Here is a 17866-nt window from a genome sequence, read left to right on the forward strand (position 1 = left end):
AAAAAATAAAACTATCAACCTTTAATGACAAAAAATAACATATTTCTAACGTTTATTTTAGCCTTTCTATTAACTAATTGTGCCAGTTTTGAAGCTCAATATAAGCATGAAACTGATACAAAAACACAATTGCCAAATAAAGAAATTCATAAAACTTTTTACTTAGTTGGTGACGCTGGAAAATCTCCTAAAGATGGCTTTTCTGATGGTTTAACAGCTTATAAAAACTTTATTAAAGACAAGAATACTAAAGAAGATTACACTGTTTTTTTAGGTGATAATATATATCCTGCTGGATTGCCAACTAAGGATCATGAAAAATATGAAGACGCAAAAAATCATATTCAAGCTCAGGTAAATTCTGTTGAAGGATTTGATGGTAATGTATTATTTATTCCTGGTAATCATGATTGGTATGCTAACGGATTACATGGTTTAAAAGACCAAGAAAAATATATAGAAAAAGCTTTAGGTAAAAATACTTTTCAACCAGAAAACGGTTGCCCATTAGAAGTTGTGGAGGTTAGTGATCAAATAGAATTAATCATTATTGATACACAATGGTATCTAGAAAATTGGAATAAACATCCAACTATAAATGATGAATGTGAAATTAAAACAAGAGAACGTTTTTTATTAGAATTGGAAGGCGAGTTTAAAAAAGCACAAAATAAGACGGTTATTGTAGCAATGCATCATCCTATGTATACCAATGGTTCTCATGGTGGATTTTATAGTCCTGATAAACACTTGTATCCTTTTCAAAGTAAATTACCATTGCCTATAATTGCATCACTTTTAACTCAGGTTAGAACACAAGGTGGAGTATCCATCCAAGATCGTTATAACGAGCGTTATAATAAAATGATGAATCGTATTAGTACTTTAGCATTAGAGTATCAAAACATCATTTTTGCATCTGGACACGAGCATAGTTTGCAATACATAGAAAACGAAGGAATAAAACAAATTGTTTCTGGTTCTGGAGCTAAATCAAGTGCAGCCTCATTAAGTCATAATGGATTGTTTACCTATGGAGGACAAGGTTTTGCAGTGTTAAACATCTATAAAGATGGTAGTAGTTATGTCAGTTTTTATGGTGAAGACAATCAGCAAGCTAAGCTGTTGTATACTAAACAAGTATTTGATAAGCGTGAAGCTGAATATGATATTTCCACTTTACCTGATAGTTTTGAGACAACAACCAATGCCTCTATTTATACAGAAGAAGAAACTAGTAAAACAGGAGTATATCAAGCGCTTTTTGGTGAAAAATATAGAGCATTATATAGTCAAAAAGTTAATGTACCTGTAGCGACTTTAGATACACTTTATGGTGGATTAGAAATTGTTAGAGAAGGAGGAGGACATCAAACAAGATCTTTAAGATTGCAAACTAAAGACGGTCGTCAATTAAATATGAGAGCTTTACGTAAAAGTGCAACTCAGTATTTGCAAACGGTTTTATTTAAAGAAACCTATTTAGAAGATGATTTTGATAAGACTAAAGTCGAAGATTTAATACTAGATTTTTACACAGCAGCGCATCCATATGCATTTGCAGTTGTGCCTGATTTATCACATGCAGCAGACGTGTATCATACCAATCCAAAATTATATTATATCCCTAAACACAAATATTTAAAAGATTATAATCGTAATTATGGAGGCGAATTGTATTTAATTGAAGAGCGTCCTGAAGATAACTACACTGACGAGAAAAACTTTGGATACGCAGACGATATTGAAAGTACACACGACATCATAAAAAAAATACGTACAGATGAAAAATATAAAATAGACGAAAACGCTTTTATTAGAGCACGTTTGTTTGATATGCTTTTAGGAGATTGGGATAGACATCAAGATCAATGGAGATGGGCTCAATTTAATCAAGAAAATGGAGATAAATTGTACAGACCAATTCCTAGAGATAGGGATCAGGTGTTTTCTAATTTTGATGGAGCAATATTAGATATTATGCGTTTTATTTCTGGATCAACAAAACAATTACAAGTATATGACGCAGAGTTGAAAGACATCAAATGGATGAACAGTGCAGGAATAAAATTAGACAAAGTGTTAATCCAAAATTCTGATAAAGCAGTCTGGTTAAAACAAGCACAATACTTACAAGACAATATTACAGATCAGGTTATTGAAAAGGCATTTAGTAAAGTTCCAACAGAGGCTCAAGATCAGTCCTTACAACAAATTAAAGAGTTTTTAAAAGGTAGACGTGCTAATCTACAAGATATTGCAACACGCTATTCTGATTATTTAAACGAGTTGGTCATTTTAACAGGAACAGATAAAGACGATTATATTGAAGTTAACCGTATTGCAGATAATAAAACACAAGTCGTAATTTCTAGAATTAAAGATGGAGACAAAGCAGATGTAATTGTAGATAGGACTTTTGATAAAGATATTACTAAAGAGCTATGGATTTATGCTTTAGATGATGATGATATTATTGAAGTTTCAGGTAAAGCTAGTAACTTGATTTTTACTAGAATTATTGGAGGTCAAAATAACGATGAATACATTATTAATAACGGAAGGCGTGTGCGTATTTATGATCATAAATCTAAATCTAATACAATCACAAAAAACAAAGGAGCCAAAATCAACTTTACAGATATTTACAATAATAACTTATTTGACTTTCAAAAAAACATTGTTAAAACTAGTGTTATTACACCAAGCTTAGGCTATAATCCAGATGATGGATTTAAAGTAGGAGTTGGTTTTAATTATACCGTTAAAGGATTTTCTCGTAACCCTTACTCGCAACAACACCGTTTTAAAAGTGGATACTTTTTTGCAACAGATGGTTTTAGTTTAAATTATAATGGTGAGTTTGCAAATCTTTTTGGAGATTGGAATCTACATGTTGCTGGACAATTAACTAGTGAGAATTTCACCAATAACTTTTTTGGTTACGGTAACCAAACCGTTAATAATGATGACGATTTAGATTTGGATTACAACCGTATAAAAACAAGTATTTATGCAGCAAGTGTAGGTATTCTAAAAAAAGGTGATTTTGGATCAGATTACGGTGTTAAACTTCTAACTGAAGCTATTGAAATTGGTGAAACTCCTGACCGTTTTATAGAAACGGTTCAACCAGCAGCAACAAATGATGATTTTTACAGCAGACGTTTATTTGCTGGTTTGGAAGGTAATTTTAATTATAAAAGTTTTGACAATGGTGCCAACCCAACAAGAGGTATGACTTTAGGTATTGATGTTGGAGCCAAAACCGAAGTTAAAGACACTAAATATACTTATGGATTTATAAATTCGAAATTAGGGTTTTACAATGCATTATCAACCAATCGAAAACTAGTACTTAAAACAGACGTACGTTCTCAATTGCGTTTTGGTGATGACTTAATCTTTTATCAAGCTGCTAATATTGGTGGTAATAATGGGTTAAGAGGTTACAGGTTACAACGTTTTACAGGTCAAAACAGTTTAACAGGTAGTGCAGATGTTAGATATAGTTTTAATCAGTTTAAAACTAAAACCTTACCATTGCAATTGGGTGTTTTTCTTGGTGGTGATGTTGGTCGTGTTTGGACAAAGCAAGGTGAGTCTAAAATATGGCATAACGATTATGGTCTAGGATTTTGGGTGACAGCAGCAGATAGTGTTTCTGGTACATTCAACTTTTTTAACAGCGAAGAAGGATTGCGTTTCTCTTTTGGGTTTGGTTTAAATTTTTAAACCCAGTTGCATGAAAAAAATAATAGTCAATGGATTAGAATATTTAAATAAAATAGAAAGTAAAATAGCGTTTTACCCAACACTTTATAGTTTGGCTGGAATGTTATTTGCTTTTTTTATGTACTATGCAGAAAACAAAGGAATATCGTCTTATTTAAAAGATAATATTCCTTTTCTAGTTATCAATAATACAGAAACAGCATTTAATATATTAACCACCTTTATTGCAGGACTAATATCTATTATGGTATTTAGTTTTTCAATGGTAATGATATTGTTAAACCAAGCTTCAAGTAACTTTTCGCCTAGAGTATTACCTGGATTAATTTCTAATAAAAGGCACCAAAAGATTTTAGGTATTTACAATGCTACATTGCTGTTTTGTATTTTTACAATGGTAGCCATTAAACCAGATGCAGATACTAACCAATTACCTGGTTTTTCAGTGTTGTTAGCTATTGTTTTTATGGTTTTTTGTTTGGCAGCTTTTATTTATTTCATTCATTCTATTTCTCAAGAAATCCAAGTTCACAATATTATGCATCGTCTTTTTAAAGATGCTAAAAATAGATTAGAGCAGTTAATACATTCTGAAAAAAACAAAAAAAATAATTTCCCAAACACAGAAAATTGGTCAACTTTTAATTCTAAAAACACTGGTTTTTTACAAGATATTATGCTTGAGCCTTTCGGCGAATATGCTAATCAAAATAACAATAAGTTTCATGTTCTAGCAGTTAAAGGACAGTATGTTTATAGTGACAAACCTCTTTTTAAAAGTGAATCAGAACTAAACGAAGAACAAATTAAAACCTTAACATCCTATTTTCATTTTTCAAAAGAAGAAGTTATTGATGATAATTACGTGTTAGGTTTTAAACAGTTAACAGAAATTGCAGTAAAAGCAATGTCTCCAGGTATTAATGATCCCGGAACAGCGTCTATCGCAATTGATTATTTGACTAATTTATTCGAAATTAGATTGCAAAAAAACGAAACCAGTCTACTATTTGAAGATAAGGAGGTATTGGTGAAAATTAATACTATTTCTTTCCAAGAATTGCTTTATTTGGTGTTGACTCCAATAAGGACTTATGCAAAACACGATGTTATCATAATAGGCAAGCTAATAGATTTATATACGCATTTATTTACTAAGCTAGATAATGCTTCAAATTATAAAGATGTTATTATAAATGAAATAAACGCATTATATTTTGATGTTGAAAATAACATCAGTAATCCCAATGATCTAGAAGTGATTTCTAATAAAATGAAAGTGTTTAAATTATAGTTTTAAGCTGTAAATATTATTGTCCTCTTTACCAGAATCCTCATCAGTGATGTAAATTGTACTATTGTTTTTAAAACACACACCTTCCTTTTGACTATCATGTTTTAAATCTATCTTTTGGACAGTACCATCAAAAAAAGCGTCGTTTTTAAAATTAGTTAAAGTCCATATACGATCGTGATTTAATAAAACTACTGTTTTGCCATCAGGACTTATATCTGCTGAAGTCACACGTGTGTCTTTTCCTTTTAATTTATATTCAGTAAGGTAAGTTGCTTCATGACTACCTATTTGATTTGGTATTTTAATCACCATAGTCTTTTTGTTTTCTTTACTAAAAACATAAAAACTATCGTTCCATAAAAAAAACGCTTCAAAATCCTCAGACTTGATGTTTTTTGGAAGCGTGAAGCTTATGGTTTTAGCATTTGTTTTATCATCTATATTGGCAATGTTTTCAATTTTATAAATAAAAAACTGTTTGCGTTTTCTGGAGTTGTTTCCAAAATCACCAATATATAAATTACCATCAGTATCACTTGCTAAATCTTCCCAGTCATGGTTTTTAATATTGCTAATATCAATATCTCTAATAATATCACCTTTTAGATCCATGCCATAGACATTATTTTTGTTTCCAGCATCCTCAATAGTCCATAATAGGTCTGAAGTATTAACTAATTGTGCTGCAGAAGCTTCTTGTAGGTCACTATCAATAGATCCTACAACAGTTAATTTGCCTGTGTTACATGACATAAAAAGTAATGCTAAAACAGCTATTGGTTTTAACGGAAAAGTCATAAATTGTGATGTTTTAAAATTTACTTAAATGTAAGCATATAGTAAGCCATACGGAAGTTTGAAATCTTAAAATATTAATAAATTTAATGAGTGCATTTTTAAAAATTGGACATCGAGGCGCTAAAGGTCACGTTACCGAAAACACGTTACAATCCATACAAAAAGCTATGGATTTTAATGTTGATGGTATCGAGATTGATGTGCATGTTTGTAAAACGGGAGAGTTGGTAGTGTTTCATGATTTTACTTTAGATAGACTTACAAATGGTACTGGAGAAATTGGTAAAAAAACACTAAGCCAATTGCAAAATTTACAAGTGGAAGATCAATATACTATACCGACTTTAAGAGAGGTTTTACAGTTAATTGATAATAAATTATTAATAAATATTGAGCTTAAAGGCGAAGGTACAGCAATACCGACTTGTAACATTATTCAAGAATTGATTAATGATAAAAAATGGTCCTTAGACAATATTTTGGTTAGTAGTTTTCAGCAAAACGAACTAGTGGATGTGTTTAATTATGATTCAAATATTCCGTTAGGTGTTTTAACAAAAGCAAGTGTCAATCAAGCTATAGTATTTGCTAAAACGATTAATGCAAAAGCTATTCACCCGAGTTTTTCACTATTAAGTAAAAATAATGTACAAAAAGCTAAGGAAGAGGGATTGTTAGTAAATGCTTGGACAGTCAATACAAAACAAGCGATTAAAAGAATAAAAAGTTATCAAGTAGATGCTATAATTAGTGATTTTCCGGATAGATTATGAAACAGTATGATGTAATAGTAATAGGTGGTGGAGCAGCAGGTTTTTTTGCTGCAATTAATAGTGCAGAGTTATATCCTGAATTAAAAATTGCAATTTTAGAACGTGGTAAAGACGTACTTGGTAAAGTTAAAATTTCTGGAGGAGGACGTTGTAATGTTACTCATGCCGAGTTTATACCTCAGGAATTAACCCAATATTATCCAAGAGGCGAAAAAGAATTATTGGGACCTTTTCATACGTTTATGACTGGAGATACTATGGAATGGTTTGAAAATAGAGGTGTATCATTAAAAATTGAAGATGATGGACGTATTTTTCCTACTAGCAATAACTCGCAAACCATAATTGATTGTTTTTTAAATGAAGCTAAAAAACATAATGTGGATGTGTTGACCAATCAATCTGTAATTAGTTTTAAACAAGACCATTCTTCTTGGATTACAGAAACTAAAACGGATACATTTTTGTCTAAAAAACTAGTGGTTGCTACAGGTAGTAATCCTAAAATCTGGACGTTTTTAAAACAATTAAAACATAATATTATCACTCCAGTACCATCATTATTTACTTTTAATATTAAAGATAAAAGGATTAATGATATTCCTGGTGTTGTTGCACAAAATGTAACTGTAAAAGTTGTGGATACTAATTTAGAATCTTATGGTCCTTTACTAATAACACATTGGGGAATGAGTGCACCTTCTATTTTAAAATTATCTGCTTTTGGAGCTTTAGAATTGGCAAAAAGAGATTATAAGTTTAAAATAGAAATCAATTTTGTTAATCAAGATTTTGATTCGGTTTTATCTCAATTAAAAACAATTAAACAAGAGTTGTCCAAAAAAACTGTACTTAAAGCAACACAATTTGATATACCAAAACGTTTATGGCAAACTTTGGTTTTAGCATCAGATATTATAGAGCAAACCCGTTGGGCAGATTTAAACAAATCTCAGTTAGAAGCCTTGGCAAATCAATTGACACAAGCTGTTTTTACTGTGGATGGTAAAAGTACGTTTAAAGAAGAGTTTGTAACAGCAGGAGGTATAGACTTAAAGGAAGTTAATTTTAAAACTTACCAAAGTAAACTATACGATAACTTGTATTTTGCAGGCGAAATCATAAATGTTGACGCTGTTACAGGAGGTTTTAATTTTCAAAATGCTTGGACTAGTGGTTATATAGTTGCTAAACATATAAATGCATAAATCATGATTATTTACTTGGCTTTTTTAAGAGGTATAAATGTTGGTGGACATAATAAAATACCAATGCAAGAATTACGTACATTATTGTCAGATATAGGATTAAAAGACGTGAAAACCTACATCCAAACTGGTAATGTTGTGTTTAAAACTTATCAAACCGACATCCAAAAATTGACTTTGAAAATCGAAAATGCTATAACAGAAAATTTTCAATTTACTATTCCTGTTTTAATAAAAACACCTGAGGACATTTCAAACTTATTATCAAAATGTCCATTTAATCAAACAGAAAAAGAATCAAGTTATTTTGCATTGTTATTTAATGATATAACTGAAACCCAAAATAATTTAATTAATACATTTAGTTTTCCAAACGAAAAATTTGAAGCTATTAAAGACTGTATTTACTTGTATTCAAGTACAGGATACGGTCGTGCAAAAGCAAATAATAATTTTTTCGAGAAAAAAATAAAACTTACAGCTACTACCAGAAACTATAAAACACTGGTAAAAATGATTAGTTTGTCAGAAGGTTAACCTTTGTGTTTAATAGAGTCCCAAGACATTTCAAGAGCCAAATCAATATGATCATTAGCCATTTCTAATTCTTCCTTTATTTTAAGTCTAACAGCAGACACAACATCTCCAAAAGTCATTTGTAACATTAATTTAACAGGCACATCTCTTAAATGTTTGTTTTTTATTCCATCTAAAAATATATCTCTAATATTTGAAATGTAAGGTATAGATTGCTTTACAATTTCTTTAGAGATAATAGGTGGCACAGCAACATACTCTATAAATTTGTATGCCAAAGGGTTGCCTACAAAGTAATTGTATAGGTTTAACCACATGGTTTTGTACTGTTTTTTAAAATCACCTTCGGGTAAATTCGCAATCAGTACTACACCATAATCTTTAACAATCATCATGTAAATTTCTTCAATGATTTGGTTTTTGTTTTCAAAATAATGATAAATTGTACCTACAGCTACGTTTGCTTCTTTTGCAACTTGAGACATGGGAGTAGCGTGTACACCTTGTTTTACCACTAGTTCTAACATAGTGATAATTATGCGTTGTTTTTTGTCCATATAGTAGACGTTTTTAAAGGTAAAACGCAGTGATGCAAAGTTTAAGGGGACTATTTTACCTATCAGTTAACTTGTTATTCATTTTGAATGACAGTAATACATTGTGTGTTAAGGGAGTAACGTATTGAATGTTCATTCGGTATGCAAAATTACTAAAATAGTTTAATTTTTAAAGCTATCTTTGTAAAAATTTAGCATTTAAATGGATTTATCACGCTTTTCTAGTAACATTTATCTCAATACCATTAATAAAGGTTCTGTATCTTGGTCTTCACCAAGTAACATTGCATTAGTTAAATATTGGGGAAAAAAACAAACTCAAATTCCTGAGAATCCATCTATTAGTTTTACGCTAGATAATTGTAAAACAATAACTGTTTTAGATTTTGTTAAAAAAGAAACCCAAGACGATGTATTTTCTTTTGAAGTCTTTTTAGATGAAATACCTAAGCCTGAGTTTCATCCAAAAATCGAAACGTTTTTCAATCGTATTGAAGCCTATTTACCATTTTTAAAGCAATTTCATTTTACAATAAAAACTAAAAATACGTTTCCTCATAGTTCAGGAATAGCATCTTCTGCTTCTGGTATGAGTGCTTTAGCCTTGTGTTTGGTGAGTATAGAGAAACAGTTAAATCCAAACTTATCAGAGACAGAGTTTATTCAAAAAGCCTCTTTTTTAGCTAGATTAGGTTCTGGTAGTGCATGCAGAAGCTTAGAAGGAGATTTAGTGGTTTGGGGAACTCATCCAGAAATTGAAGGCAGTAATGATTTATTTGGTGTTAAATATCCATATAAAGTACACGATAATTTTAAAAATTATCAAGACACAATTTTATTAGTTGATAAAGGCGAAAAACAAGTTAGTAGTACAGTTGGACATAATTTAATGTATGGTCATCCTTTTGCTAGTCAGCGTTTTGGTCAAGCAGTAGATAATATATCTAAAATTAAATTAATATTAGAATCTGGAGATTTAGAAGCGTTTATAGCCTTGGTTGAAAGTGAAGCATTAACTCTTCACGCAATGATGATGACTAGTATGCCATATTTTATATTAATGAAACCAAATACGCTTCAAATAATTAATAGAATTTGGAGTTTTAGAGAGGAAACAAAACTGCCAATAAGTTTTACTTTAGATGCAGGAGCAAATGTACATGTTTTATATCCAGAGCAATATACTGATGACATTTTAAAATTCATTCAGGATGAGTTAGTTGCATATTGTCAAAACGGTCACTATATTTGTGATAAAATTGGTTTTGGTGCAAAACAATTGTAACTTTATACATCAAATCATCATATAGCTTATGAAAGGTCCTTTATTTTATTCAAAGATTTTATTGTTCGGTGAGTACGGAATTATCAAAGACTCTAAAGGACTGTCTATACCCTATAATTTTTATAATGGTGCACTAAAGACTGAAGATAACCCTTCAGAAGAAGCTGTTAACTCCAATAAAAGCTTAAAGGCTTATGCGGATTACCTAGCTAAAATGGATCAAGATTTAGTGGTTTTTGATATTAAATCTTTACAACAAGACGTAAAAGGTGGTATGTATTTTGACTCGTCAATACCTCAAGGTTATGGTGTTGGTAGTAGCGGAGCTTTAGTTGCTGCTATTTATGATAAATATGCATCAGATAAAATAACAGTTTTAGAAAACTTAACTAGAGAAAAATTATTGACTTTAAAGTCGATTTTTGCAGAGATGGAATCTTTTTTCCATGGAAAATCTTCAGGCTTAGATCCTTTAAACAGTTATTTAAGCTTACCAATTTTAATAAATTCTAAAGAAAACATCGAAGCTACAGGTATACCAACTCAAAGTAGTGATGGACAAGGCGCAGTGTTTTTGTTAGATTCTGGTATTACTGGAGAGACAGCACCAATGGTAAGTATTTTTATGGAAAACATGAAAAATGATGGTTTCCGAAAAATGCTTAAAAATCAGTTTATTAAACATACAGATGCTTGCGTTGAAGACTTTTTAAAAGGTGATGTAAAGTCATTATTTAAAAACACTAAGCAATTGTCTAAAGTGGTTTTTAACAATTTTAAACCAATGATTCCTGCTCAATTCCATGAACTATGGAAAAAAGGAATAGACACCAATGATTACTACCTTAAACTTTGCGGTTCAGGAGGTGGAGGCTACATGTTAGGTTTTACTCAAGATATTAAAAAAGCAGAACAAGCACTTAAAGATTATAAATTAGAAGTAGTTTATAACTTTTAAACTCTACAATAAATTTTAATGTTTAACAGGAAACAAAAACACATATTACTTAAGTTTTTTAGTATGTTTTCTGTAGTAAGAGGCTACAATATTTTAATAGTAGTTATCGCACAATATCTTGCTTCCATTTATATTTTTGCATCAGATATGCCACTCAAAAAGGTGTTGTTTGATGTTAATTTATTAATGCTAGTTCTAGCAACAGCAGCTATTATTGCAGCAGGTTATATTATCAATAACTTTTACGACTCTGAAAAAGATTTAATTAATAGACCCAATAAAACAATGTTGGATAAGTTAGTAAGTCAAAACACCAAATTATCATTTTATTTCGTTCTTAATTTTTCGGCTGTTGTTATGGCAAGTTATGTGTCGTTTAAGCCTGTGTTATTTTTTTCATTTTACATTTTTGCTATTTGGTTTTATTCTCATAAACTTAAAAAAAGACCAATTATAGGAAATCTAGTTTCAGCGTTATTAACATTAACTCCGTTTTTTGTCATTTTCGTGTACTATTATAATTTTAAATATGTCATTTTAGTACATGCTGCTTTTTTATTTTTAATAATTTCAATTAGAGAACTAACTAAAGATTTAGAAAATATAAAAGGAGATCTGACTCAAAATTATAGAACTGTACCTATTGTATATGGTGAGGCTACCTCAAAACAAACAATTACAGCATTAGTTGTCGCAACATTGTTTCCTGTTTATTTTTTAATCGCAAAATTTGATATTGGTTACATGTATTTGTATTTTTTTATATGTGAAATTCTATTGATCATATATCTAATTTTACTTTGGAGTTTTTCAACTAAAACTCAATATTTGTGGCTGCATAATATTCTCAAATTTATAATTGTAGCAGGTGTTTTTAGTATTTTATTAATTGATGTTGATTTAGTTATTAACCGTATTATGTCAGTTAATTTTATTTAATAATTAACGATTAATAAGGTTTTTAATTTATAATGAAAAATTCGTTGTAGATTTGCAAAAAATAAATATTATGAGTAGACAACAAGGTGCTAATGGTAAAGGAAAGTCCTCTGGTAGAGGACGTGATAACTCAAAAAGCAAAACTTATGCTAGAGGTAACGCACCAGTTAAAAAGAAAACTACACCAAAATCTAATAGTAATCCTGATTTAATAAGGCTAAATAAATATGTTGCCAATTCTGGAATGTGTTCTAGAAGAGAGGCAGACCAACATATTGCAATGGGTTTAGTGACTGTAAATGGAAAGGTGATTTTAGAAATGGGTTATAAAGTAAAACTTGATGACGAAGTCCGTTATGATGGTGCACGTATTAATCCTGAGAAAAAAGCCTACGTTTTACTAAACAAGCCTAAAGGTTTTGCAACAACTACCAGCGAGCAAAAAGGACGAACTGTTATGGATTTAGTATCTAATGCAACTAATGCAAGAATAAAGCCAATTGGTCGTTTGGGACGAAACTCTACAGGACTTTTATTATTTACAAATGATGAGAAAGTAGTTAGCAGATTTACAAGTTCTAATAAAGGAGTTGAAAGATTATTTCATTTAGAATTAGATAGAAATTTAAAATTTGAAGATTTAAAAACGATTAGAGAAGGTTTTAAAATTGAAGGAAAGCAAATTAGTGTTGAAGAAATTGATTTTGTTAATAATACTAAAAACGAAATTGGTGTTAAAATAAAAAATACTGGTAATACAATTTTACATACCATTTTTGAACATTTTAAATATGAATTGGTTCGTATAGATTGTGTTCAAATTGCGCATTTAACCAAAAAAGATATTCCTAGAGGTAATTGGAAAATATTATCTCAACAAGAAGTAAATACTTTAAAAATGATGTAAAAAAAAGCGCTTATTATAAGCGCTTTTTTTTGTTTAGATTTTTTCTGTTTTAAAGTTTTTCATAAGTTAAGAAAGAAAACTCGTAATCATGTTCACTATCTTTTTTATGGAATGTGTTTTCAGTTTCTTTCCATACGTTTAGGTCAATTTCTGGAAAAAAGGTATCAGCATCAAATGTTGAATGTACGCGAGTTAATTCTATTTTAGTAGCATAAGGCATTGCAAGTTTGTAAATTTCTCCACCACCAATAATAAAAGGTTGGGTGTCGTTTTTAGCATGTGCTATAGCTGCATCTAAACTATTTACCACTATAACACCTTCAGGAGCATTGTAATTTGTCTGTCTAGATATTACAATGTGTGTACGGTTTGGTAGCGGTTTTGGAAAGCTCTCAAATGTTTTACGACCCATAATTATATGGTGTCCTGAGGTTAAGGTCTTAAAACGTTTCAAATCGTCACGTAAATGCCATATAAGGTCATTGTTTTTACCAATTTCATTATTTTGTCCAGCAGCAACAATCATTGTTAAAGTGTTAGTTTTTGATGAAATTTGTTTTTCAAAAACTTCACTTTTTGCAATATGAAGATCTTCTTTTTCAATTTGATGTTTTAATTTTTCAATTCTAACCTTCTGTTTGTTAACTAATTTTTCTAATTGCTTTTTCTCCCAATCTTTACCCATAAATTTAGAGGTTACAAACACACTAAATAAGTGGTATAAAAAGAAAAATAACCAAGCCATAATAGCAAACACAAACCAGTCAATACCAAAAAACTTTGTTTCTTTTCCTATACCTAAAACTGTATTAGCTAATATTATAAATACAGCACCAATTAAAAATATGACAAAGTGTGCATATAAACGTTTTTTTTGCTTGATTCTACGTTGTGCATTTTTTATAAGTTCTAATTGCTCCTGATCGATTTTAGGAGTCTCTTTTTTCTTTTTTCCGAACATATATTAAGTTTATGATGTAAAGTTAGTGTTTTTATAATATTTAAGAATTTTATTTTTAAATGAAAGTTGTTTTAATTGATATTCAGTTGGTTAAGTTATTGATGTGGTTTTATTAATAACAATTTATTTCACTTAAATTAACAAAAAAAATATTTTCCCTTAGTATTTTTAATAATCTGATAAAAGTTTAAAATTAATTATTTTTTATTTTGAAGACTCAAAAAATCTTGTCTAATTTAGATACTATAAAACCTTTATATTATGGCTATTAAAAAACAATTTTTAAAAAGTAAACCTATTTGTAAAGTTACCTTTACAGTTCCAGCAGCTGAAGCAGAAGAAGTTGTTGTAGCAGGAAATTGGAACAATTGGAACACTAAAGCTGAACCATTAAAAAAATTAAAAAACGGAACTTTCAAAGGGACTGTAAATCTGGAATCAGGACAAGCATACGAATTTAAATATGTAGTCGATGGACAATGGCAAAATGAAGTAGAGGCAGATGCTTACACTTGGAATGATTATGCTGCCACAGATAATAGTGTAATTAATTTATAATAAAAAACGCTTATAATTTTAAGCGTTTTTTATTATGTAATTATTTTTATACTGCTACAGCTCCTTTAATGTGAGGATGTGGATTATAGTTTTCTAATTTGAAATCTTCAAATTTGAAATCAAAAATATCCTTCACCTCAGGATTGATTGTCATTGTAGGTAATGGTCTAATCTCTCTAGATAATTGTAATTCTAACTGTTTAATATGATTGCTGTAAATGTGAGCATCACCAAAAGTATGAACAAAATTACCAGCTTCATAACCACAAACCTGAGCTATCATCATTGTTAATAAAGCATATGAAGCAATATTAAATGGTACACCTAAAAAAGTATCTGCACTACGTTGATATAATTGACAAGACAATTTACCATTAGCTACATAAAATTGGAAAAAAGCATGACATGGTGGTAAAGCAGCTTTACCGTTAGCAACGTTTTCAGAAAAACTTTTTGAGGTATCAGGTAAAACAGAAGGATTCCATGCCGAAACTATCATACGTCGACTATCTGGATTGTTTTTTAAGCTATGTATAACGTCTTTTATTTGGTCTATCTCATCGTTGTTCCAATTTCTCCATTGGTGTCCATAAACTGGACCTAAATCCCCATTTTCATCTGCCCAAGAATTCCATATTTTCACACCATTATCTGTAAGATAATTGATGTTTGTATCACCATTTAAAAACCAAAGTAATTCATAAATTATAGATTTTAAATGTAGTTTTTTAGTAGTTACCATTGGAAAACCTTCACTTAAATCAAAACGCATTTGATATCCAAATACACTTTTGGTTCCTGTTCCTGTTCTGTCCTCTTTAGTGTTTCCGTGTTCTAATATGTGTTTAACTAGGTCGTGGTATTGTTTCATTTTACAAAATTTCTAATATTTAAAAGTATAAAAAAGGGTTAACATTAAAATGTTAACCCTAAATAATATATCATAAAGTTATTAACTTAACTATCCAATAATCATACCTGCTATTGTTGCAGATATTAATGAGGCTATTGTACCTCCAAGTAAAGCTTTCATACCAAATTTAGATAACGTTTTGCGTTGTCCTGGAGCTAGAGATCCTATTCCTCCAATTTGGATTCCTATAGAAGCAAAATTTGCAAATCCGCACAACATATATGTAGCCATTATTATAGACTTTTCATACGATAAATGCGTAGCATTTGCTACATTTTTTAGATCTGCTAATTGTATATAACCGATAAACTCACTAGCAGCTAACTTAATACCTAATAACTGACCCATCAATGCCATATCTTGTTTAGCGACACCTATTAGCCACATTAATGGTGCAAATATGTATCCAAGTATTAATTCTAAAGATAAAGCTGTGTAACTGGTATTGGTTTTAATCCAATCATTAATGTAAGTTATGTCTCCAACCCAACCTAAAATACCATTTACCATGGCTATAAAGGCAACAAATACTAAAAGCATGGCACCTACATTAACAGCAAGTTTTAAACCTTCGGTTGTACCATTAGCTATAGCATCTAAAATGTTTGATCCAATTTTATCTTGAGATACTTCAACATCAGTATTAACATCTTCGGTTTGTGGAAATAATATTTTAGAGATTACAATTGCACCTGGAGCAGCCATTACAGATGCTGCCAATAAATGCTTAGCATAAAATAAACGCAATGTTTCATCATCACCTCCTAAAAAACCAATATATGCTGCAAGTACTGCACCTGCAACAGTTGCCATACCACCAATCATGACCAATAGCATTTCTGATTTAGTCATTTTTTCTAGGTAAGCTTTAATTAATAAAGGTGCTTCAGTTTGTCCCAAAAATATATTTCCTGCTACGCTTAAGCTTTCTGCTCCAGATATCTTCAGAGCTTTAGATAGCAACCATGCCATAGCTTGTACAACTTTTTGTATTATTCCTAAATAAAATAATAATGATGTTAATGCTGAAAAGAATATAATTGTAGGTAATACTTGAAAGGCAAAAATGAAACCAAAGGTATCCATGTCAACAACTAAACCTTCAAATAAAAATTTACTTCCAGCTCTAGTAAAATCTAAGACACTTATAAATAATCCTCCAACAAATTCAAAAGCGGTTTTTATAAATTCTACTTTTAAAACTCCTATGGCAATAAGTAATTGGAAAGCCAAACCTATTCCAACAATTTTCCAATCTATTGCTTTTCTATTACTACTAAATAAAAATGCTATAAAAATTAGTGACAACATTCCCAGTGATCCTCTCCAAAAACTTGTAAAGGTAAAACCACTACTTGGAATAATTTTTTCAGTTTCTGACACTAAGGTTTGGTCAGCAAGTTTTTCTTTAACATTAAAAGCGTAAATGTTTTCTTTTGATTTAAGTACTAAAGTCGAATCTGTAAGTTTTTGAACCTTAAATCTTTTTACTAAATCTGCAGGTGTATCGTAATAAAATACTAAAACATTATTTTGATGTATATAATCTCCCGATGACTTGTTGTAGCTAAAGGTTCCTTTTTTTATTGATAAAACATCTTTATTGGATAGGTTGATGTTTATTAATTCTAGTTTAGATTGACTAGCTTCTAATTGCCAATCTTTTTCGATATTTTGAGCAAAACTTGAAGCAGCACTTAATAGTATAGCTACAATCGCTAGTGTAAATTGTTTCATTGTAAAGGGATTAGCGTTTAGAGATTTCGTCTCTTATTTTAGCTGCTTTTTCATAATCTTCATTATTGACAGCTTCTTCTAAGAGGTTATGTAATTCCTCTGTAGATTTAGATATATAATCGTCTTGAGTTTGTTCTATTTCAAATTCTTCATTTAAAATATCATCTACTAAAATGTTATCAGGATCTTCGTCTTTAGTAGGATCTACTTTTAGATAAATTCCGGCTTTATCTAGTATGTTTTTATAAGTAAATATAGGTGCTTGAAAACGTAATGCTAATGCAATTGCATCACTAGTTCTGGCATCAATAATTTCTTCTATTTTATCACGTTCGCAAATTAGTGATGAGTAAAAGACACCATCCACTAACTTATGAATAATAACTTGCTTAACAACAATATCAAACCTGTCAGCAAAGTTTTTAAATAAATCGTGAGTTAATGGTCTTGGAGGTTTAATTTCTTTTTCTAATGCTATAGCAATGGATTGTGCTTCAAAAGCACCAATAACGATAGGTAGTTTACGATCACCATCGACTTCATTTAAAATAAGTGCATAAGCACCATTTTGTGTTTGGCTGTAAGAAATACCTTTAATATTTAATCGGACTAAACTCATAGTATATAAAAAACAAAGAACCGTTTAAATTAGGACTTTACCAAACTACAATAAGTAGTTTTTGTACATAATTTAAACAGTCCT

The 17866-nt window shown here is 30.1% G+C and carries 16 protein-coding genes; 10 read left to right on the plus strand and 6 right to left on the minus strand.

All coding sequences use genetic code 11. From position 1 onward, the window contains the following. Positions 1-24 precede the first annotated feature (24 nt). Both JAO71_RS05120 and JAO71_RS05125 read left to right on the plus strand, forming a co-directional pair. The gene (locus tag JAO71_RS05120) at positions 25-3735 is read left to right on the plus strand and encodes a metallophosphoesterase (protein WP_202999376.1); all 3711 of its coding nucleotides are present in this window, start codon (positions 25-27) and stop codon (positions 3733-3735) included. A gap of 10 nt (positions 3736-3745) precedes the next feature. After that, on the plus strand, positions 3746-5029 hold the full coding sequence (locus tag JAO71_RS05125; RefSeq protein WP_202999378.1) for a DUF2254 domain-containing protein: 1284 nt from the start codon (positions 3746-3748) through the stop codon (positions 5027-5029). Here the strand turns inward: JAO71_RS05125 and JAO71_RS05130 are convergent. Then, positions 5024-5830, minus strand: coding sequence for an SdiA-regulated domain-containing protein (locus tag JAO71_RS05130; RefSeq protein ID WP_036598292.1), 807 nt, complete (start codon positions 5828-5830; stop codon positions 5024-5026). The two genes, JAO71_RS05125 and JAO71_RS05130, sit on opposite strands and share 6 nt — an antisense overlap. A gap of 86 nt (positions 5831-5916) precedes the next feature. Between JAO71_RS05130 and JAO71_RS05135 the strand changes: the two genes are divergently transcribed. From JAO71_RS05135 to JAO71_RS05145, 3 genes are read left to right on the plus strand one after another with little or no spacing between them, the layout of a single operon-like run. Then, complete coding sequence (locus tag JAO71_RS05135) at positions 5917-6603, plus strand: glycerophosphodiester phosphodiesterase (RefSeq protein ID WP_116824124.1); 687 nt, start codon at positions 5917-5919, stop codon at positions 6601-6603. Continuing rightward, the gene (locus JAO71_RS05140) at positions 6600-7811 is read left to right on the plus strand and encodes a BaiN/RdsA family NAD(P)/FAD-dependent oxidoreductase (protein WP_202999380.1); all 1212 of its coding nucleotides are present in this window, start codon (positions 6600-6602) and stop codon (positions 7809-7811) included. Before JAO71_RS05135 ends, JAO71_RS05140 begins: the two co-directional genes overlap by 4 nt. Positions 7812-7814: 3 nt before the next feature. After that, complete coding sequence (locus JAO71_RS05145) at positions 7815-8348, plus strand: DUF1697 domain-containing protein (protein WP_116824126.1); 534 nt, start codon at positions 7815-7817, stop codon at positions 8346-8348. Here JAO71_RS05145 and JAO71_RS05150 read toward each other — a convergent pair. Next, a complete protein-coding gene (locus JAO71_RS05150) occupies positions 8345-8905 on the minus strand; it encodes a TetR/AcrR family transcriptional regulator (RefSeq protein ID WP_116824127.1) in 561 nt (186 codons plus the stop codon). The genes JAO71_RS05145 and JAO71_RS05150 overlap by 4 nt on opposite strands. Positions 8906-9107: 202 nt before the next feature. Here JAO71_RS05150 and JAO71_RS05155 point away from each other — a divergent pair, with 202 nt between their 5' ends. The 4 genes from JAO71_RS05155 (at position 9108) to JAO71_RS05170 (ending at position 12994) form a co-directional block, all read left to right on the plus strand. Beyond that, complete coding sequence (locus JAO71_RS05155) at positions 9108-10190, plus strand: diphosphomevalonate/mevalonate 3,5-bisphosphate decarboxylase family protein (protein WP_116824128.1); 1083 nt, start codon at positions 9108-9110, stop codon at positions 10188-10190. 28 nt (positions 10191-10218) lie between these two features. Then, complete coding sequence (locus JAO71_RS05160; RefSeq protein WP_116824129.1) at positions 10219-11148, plus strand: mevalonate kinase family protein; 930 nt, start codon at positions 10219-10221, stop codon at positions 11146-11148. 18 nt (positions 11149-11166) lie between these two features. Continuing rightward, positions 11167-12087, plus strand: a complete 921-nt coding sequence (locus JAO71_RS05165) for a geranylgeranylglycerol-phosphate geranylgeranyltransferase (RefSeq protein WP_054851903.1) — start codon at positions 11167-11169, stop codon at positions 12085-12087. 70 nt (positions 12088-12157) lie between these two features. Further along, positions 12158-12994 carry a pseudouridine synthase gene (locus tag JAO71_RS05170; RefSeq protein WP_116824130.1) on the plus strand — a complete coding sequence of 279 codons (837 nt, stop codon included), beginning with the start codon at positions 12158-12160 and terminating at the stop codon, positions 12992-12994. A gap of 49 nt (positions 12995-13043) precedes the next feature. On the opposite strand, the gene JAO71_RS05175 is transcribed toward JAO71_RS05170, so the two are convergent. Beyond that, positions 13044-13955 (minus strand): dihydrofolate reductase, encoded by a 912-nt coding sequence (locus JAO71_RS05175; RefSeq protein WP_028606513.1) that lies wholly within the window; start codon positions 13953-13955, stop codon positions 13044-13046. A 261-nt stretch (positions 13956-14216) separates the two neighbouring features. Here JAO71_RS05175 and JAO71_RS05180 point away from each other — a divergent pair, with 261 nt between their 5' ends. Continuing rightward, complete coding sequence (locus JAO71_RS05180; RefSeq protein ID WP_116824131.1) at positions 14217-14513, plus strand: isoamylase early set domain-containing protein; 297 nt, start codon at positions 14217-14219, stop codon at positions 14511-14513. Between the two features lie 46 nt (positions 14514-14559). Here JAO71_RS05180 and JAO71_RS05185 read toward each other — a convergent pair whose 3' ends face one another. The 3 genes from JAO71_RS05185 to JAO71_RS05195 all read right to left on the minus strand — a co-directional run bounded on the left by JAO71_RS05185 (position 14560) and on the right by JAO71_RS05195 (position 17782). Continuing rightward, positions 14560-15384, minus strand: coding sequence for a thymidylate synthase (locus JAO71_RS05185; RefSeq protein ID WP_202999382.1), 825 nt, complete (start codon positions 15382-15384; stop codon positions 14560-14562). Positions 15385-15474: 90 nt separating this feature from the next. Beyond that, complete coding sequence (locus JAO71_RS05190) at positions 15475-17163, minus strand: NupC/NupG family nucleoside CNT transporter (protein ID WP_054851896.1); 1689 nt, start codon at positions 17161-17163, stop codon at positions 15475-15477. A 10-nt stretch (positions 17164-17173) separates the two neighbouring features. Beyond that, the gene (locus tag JAO71_RS05195) at positions 17174-17782 is read right to left on the minus strand and encodes a bifunctional nuclease family protein (RefSeq protein WP_028289540.1); all 609 of its coding nucleotides are present in this window, start codon (positions 17780-17782) and stop codon (positions 17174-17176) included. Positions 17783-17866: the final 84 nt, after the last annotated feature.

The organism is Olleya sediminilitoris (genome assembly GCF_016785945.1).
GTDB lineage: Bacteria > Bacteroidota > Bacteroidia > Flavobacteriales > Flavobacteriaceae > Olleya > Olleya sediminilitoris.

Coding starts and splice junctions, on each gene's coding strand:
- JAO71_RS05120 (WP_202999376.1), top strand. CDS start 25: ATGACAAAAAATAACATATTTCTAACGTTTATTTTAGCCTTTCTATTA.
- JAO71_RS05125 (WP_202999378.1), top strand. CDS start 3,746: ATGAAAAAAATAATAGTCAATGGATTAGAATATTTAAATAAAATAGAA.
- JAO71_RS05130 (WP_036598292.1), bottom strand. CDS start 5,830: ATGACTTTTCCGTTAAAACCAATAGCTGTTTTAGCATTACTTTTTATG.
- JAO71_RS05135 (WP_116824124.1), top strand. CDS start 5,917: ATGAGTGCATTTTTAAAAATTGGACATCGAGGCGCTAAAGGTCACGTT.
- JAO71_RS05140 (WP_202999380.1), top strand. CDS start 6,600: ATGAAACAGTATGATGTAATAGTAATAGGTGGTGGAGCAGCAGGTTTT.
- JAO71_RS05145 (WP_116824126.1), top strand. CDS start 7,815: ATGATTATTTACTTGGCTTTTTTAAGAGGTATAAATGTTGGTGGACAT.
- JAO71_RS05150 (WP_116824127.1), bottom strand. CDS start 8,905: ATGGACAAAAAACAACGCATAATTATCACTATGTTAGAACTAGTGGTA.
- JAO71_RS05155 (WP_116824128.1), top strand. CDS start 9,108: ATGGATTTATCACGCTTTTCTAGTAACATTTATCTCAATACCATTAAT.
- JAO71_RS05160 (WP_116824129.1), top strand. CDS start 10,219: ATGAAAGGTCCTTTATTTTATTCAAAGATTTTATTGTTCGGTGAGTAC.
- JAO71_RS05165 (WP_054851903.1), top strand. CDS start 11,167: ATGTTTAACAGGAAACAAAAACACATATTACTTAAGTTTTTTAGTATG.
- JAO71_RS05170 (WP_116824130.1), top strand. CDS start 12,158: ATGAGTAGACAACAAGGTGCTAATGGTAAAGGAAAGTCCTCTGGTAGA.
- JAO71_RS05175 (WP_028606513.1), bottom strand. CDS start 13,955: ATGTTCGGAAAAAAGAAAAAAGAGACTCCTAAAATCGATCAGGAGCAA.
- JAO71_RS05180 (WP_116824131.1), top strand. CDS start 14,217: ATGGCTATTAAAAAACAATTTTTAAAAAGTAAACCTATTTGTAAAGTT.
- JAO71_RS05185 (WP_202999382.1), bottom strand. CDS start 15,384: ATGAAACAATACCACGACCTAGTTAAACACATATTAGAACACGGAAAC.
- JAO71_RS05190 (WP_054851896.1), bottom strand. CDS start 17,163: ATGAAACAATTTACACTAGCGATTGTAGCTATACTATTAAGTGCTGCT.
- JAO71_RS05195 (WP_028289540.1), bottom strand. CDS start 17,782: ATGAGTTTAGTCCGATTAAATATTAAAGGTATTTCTTACAGCCAAACA.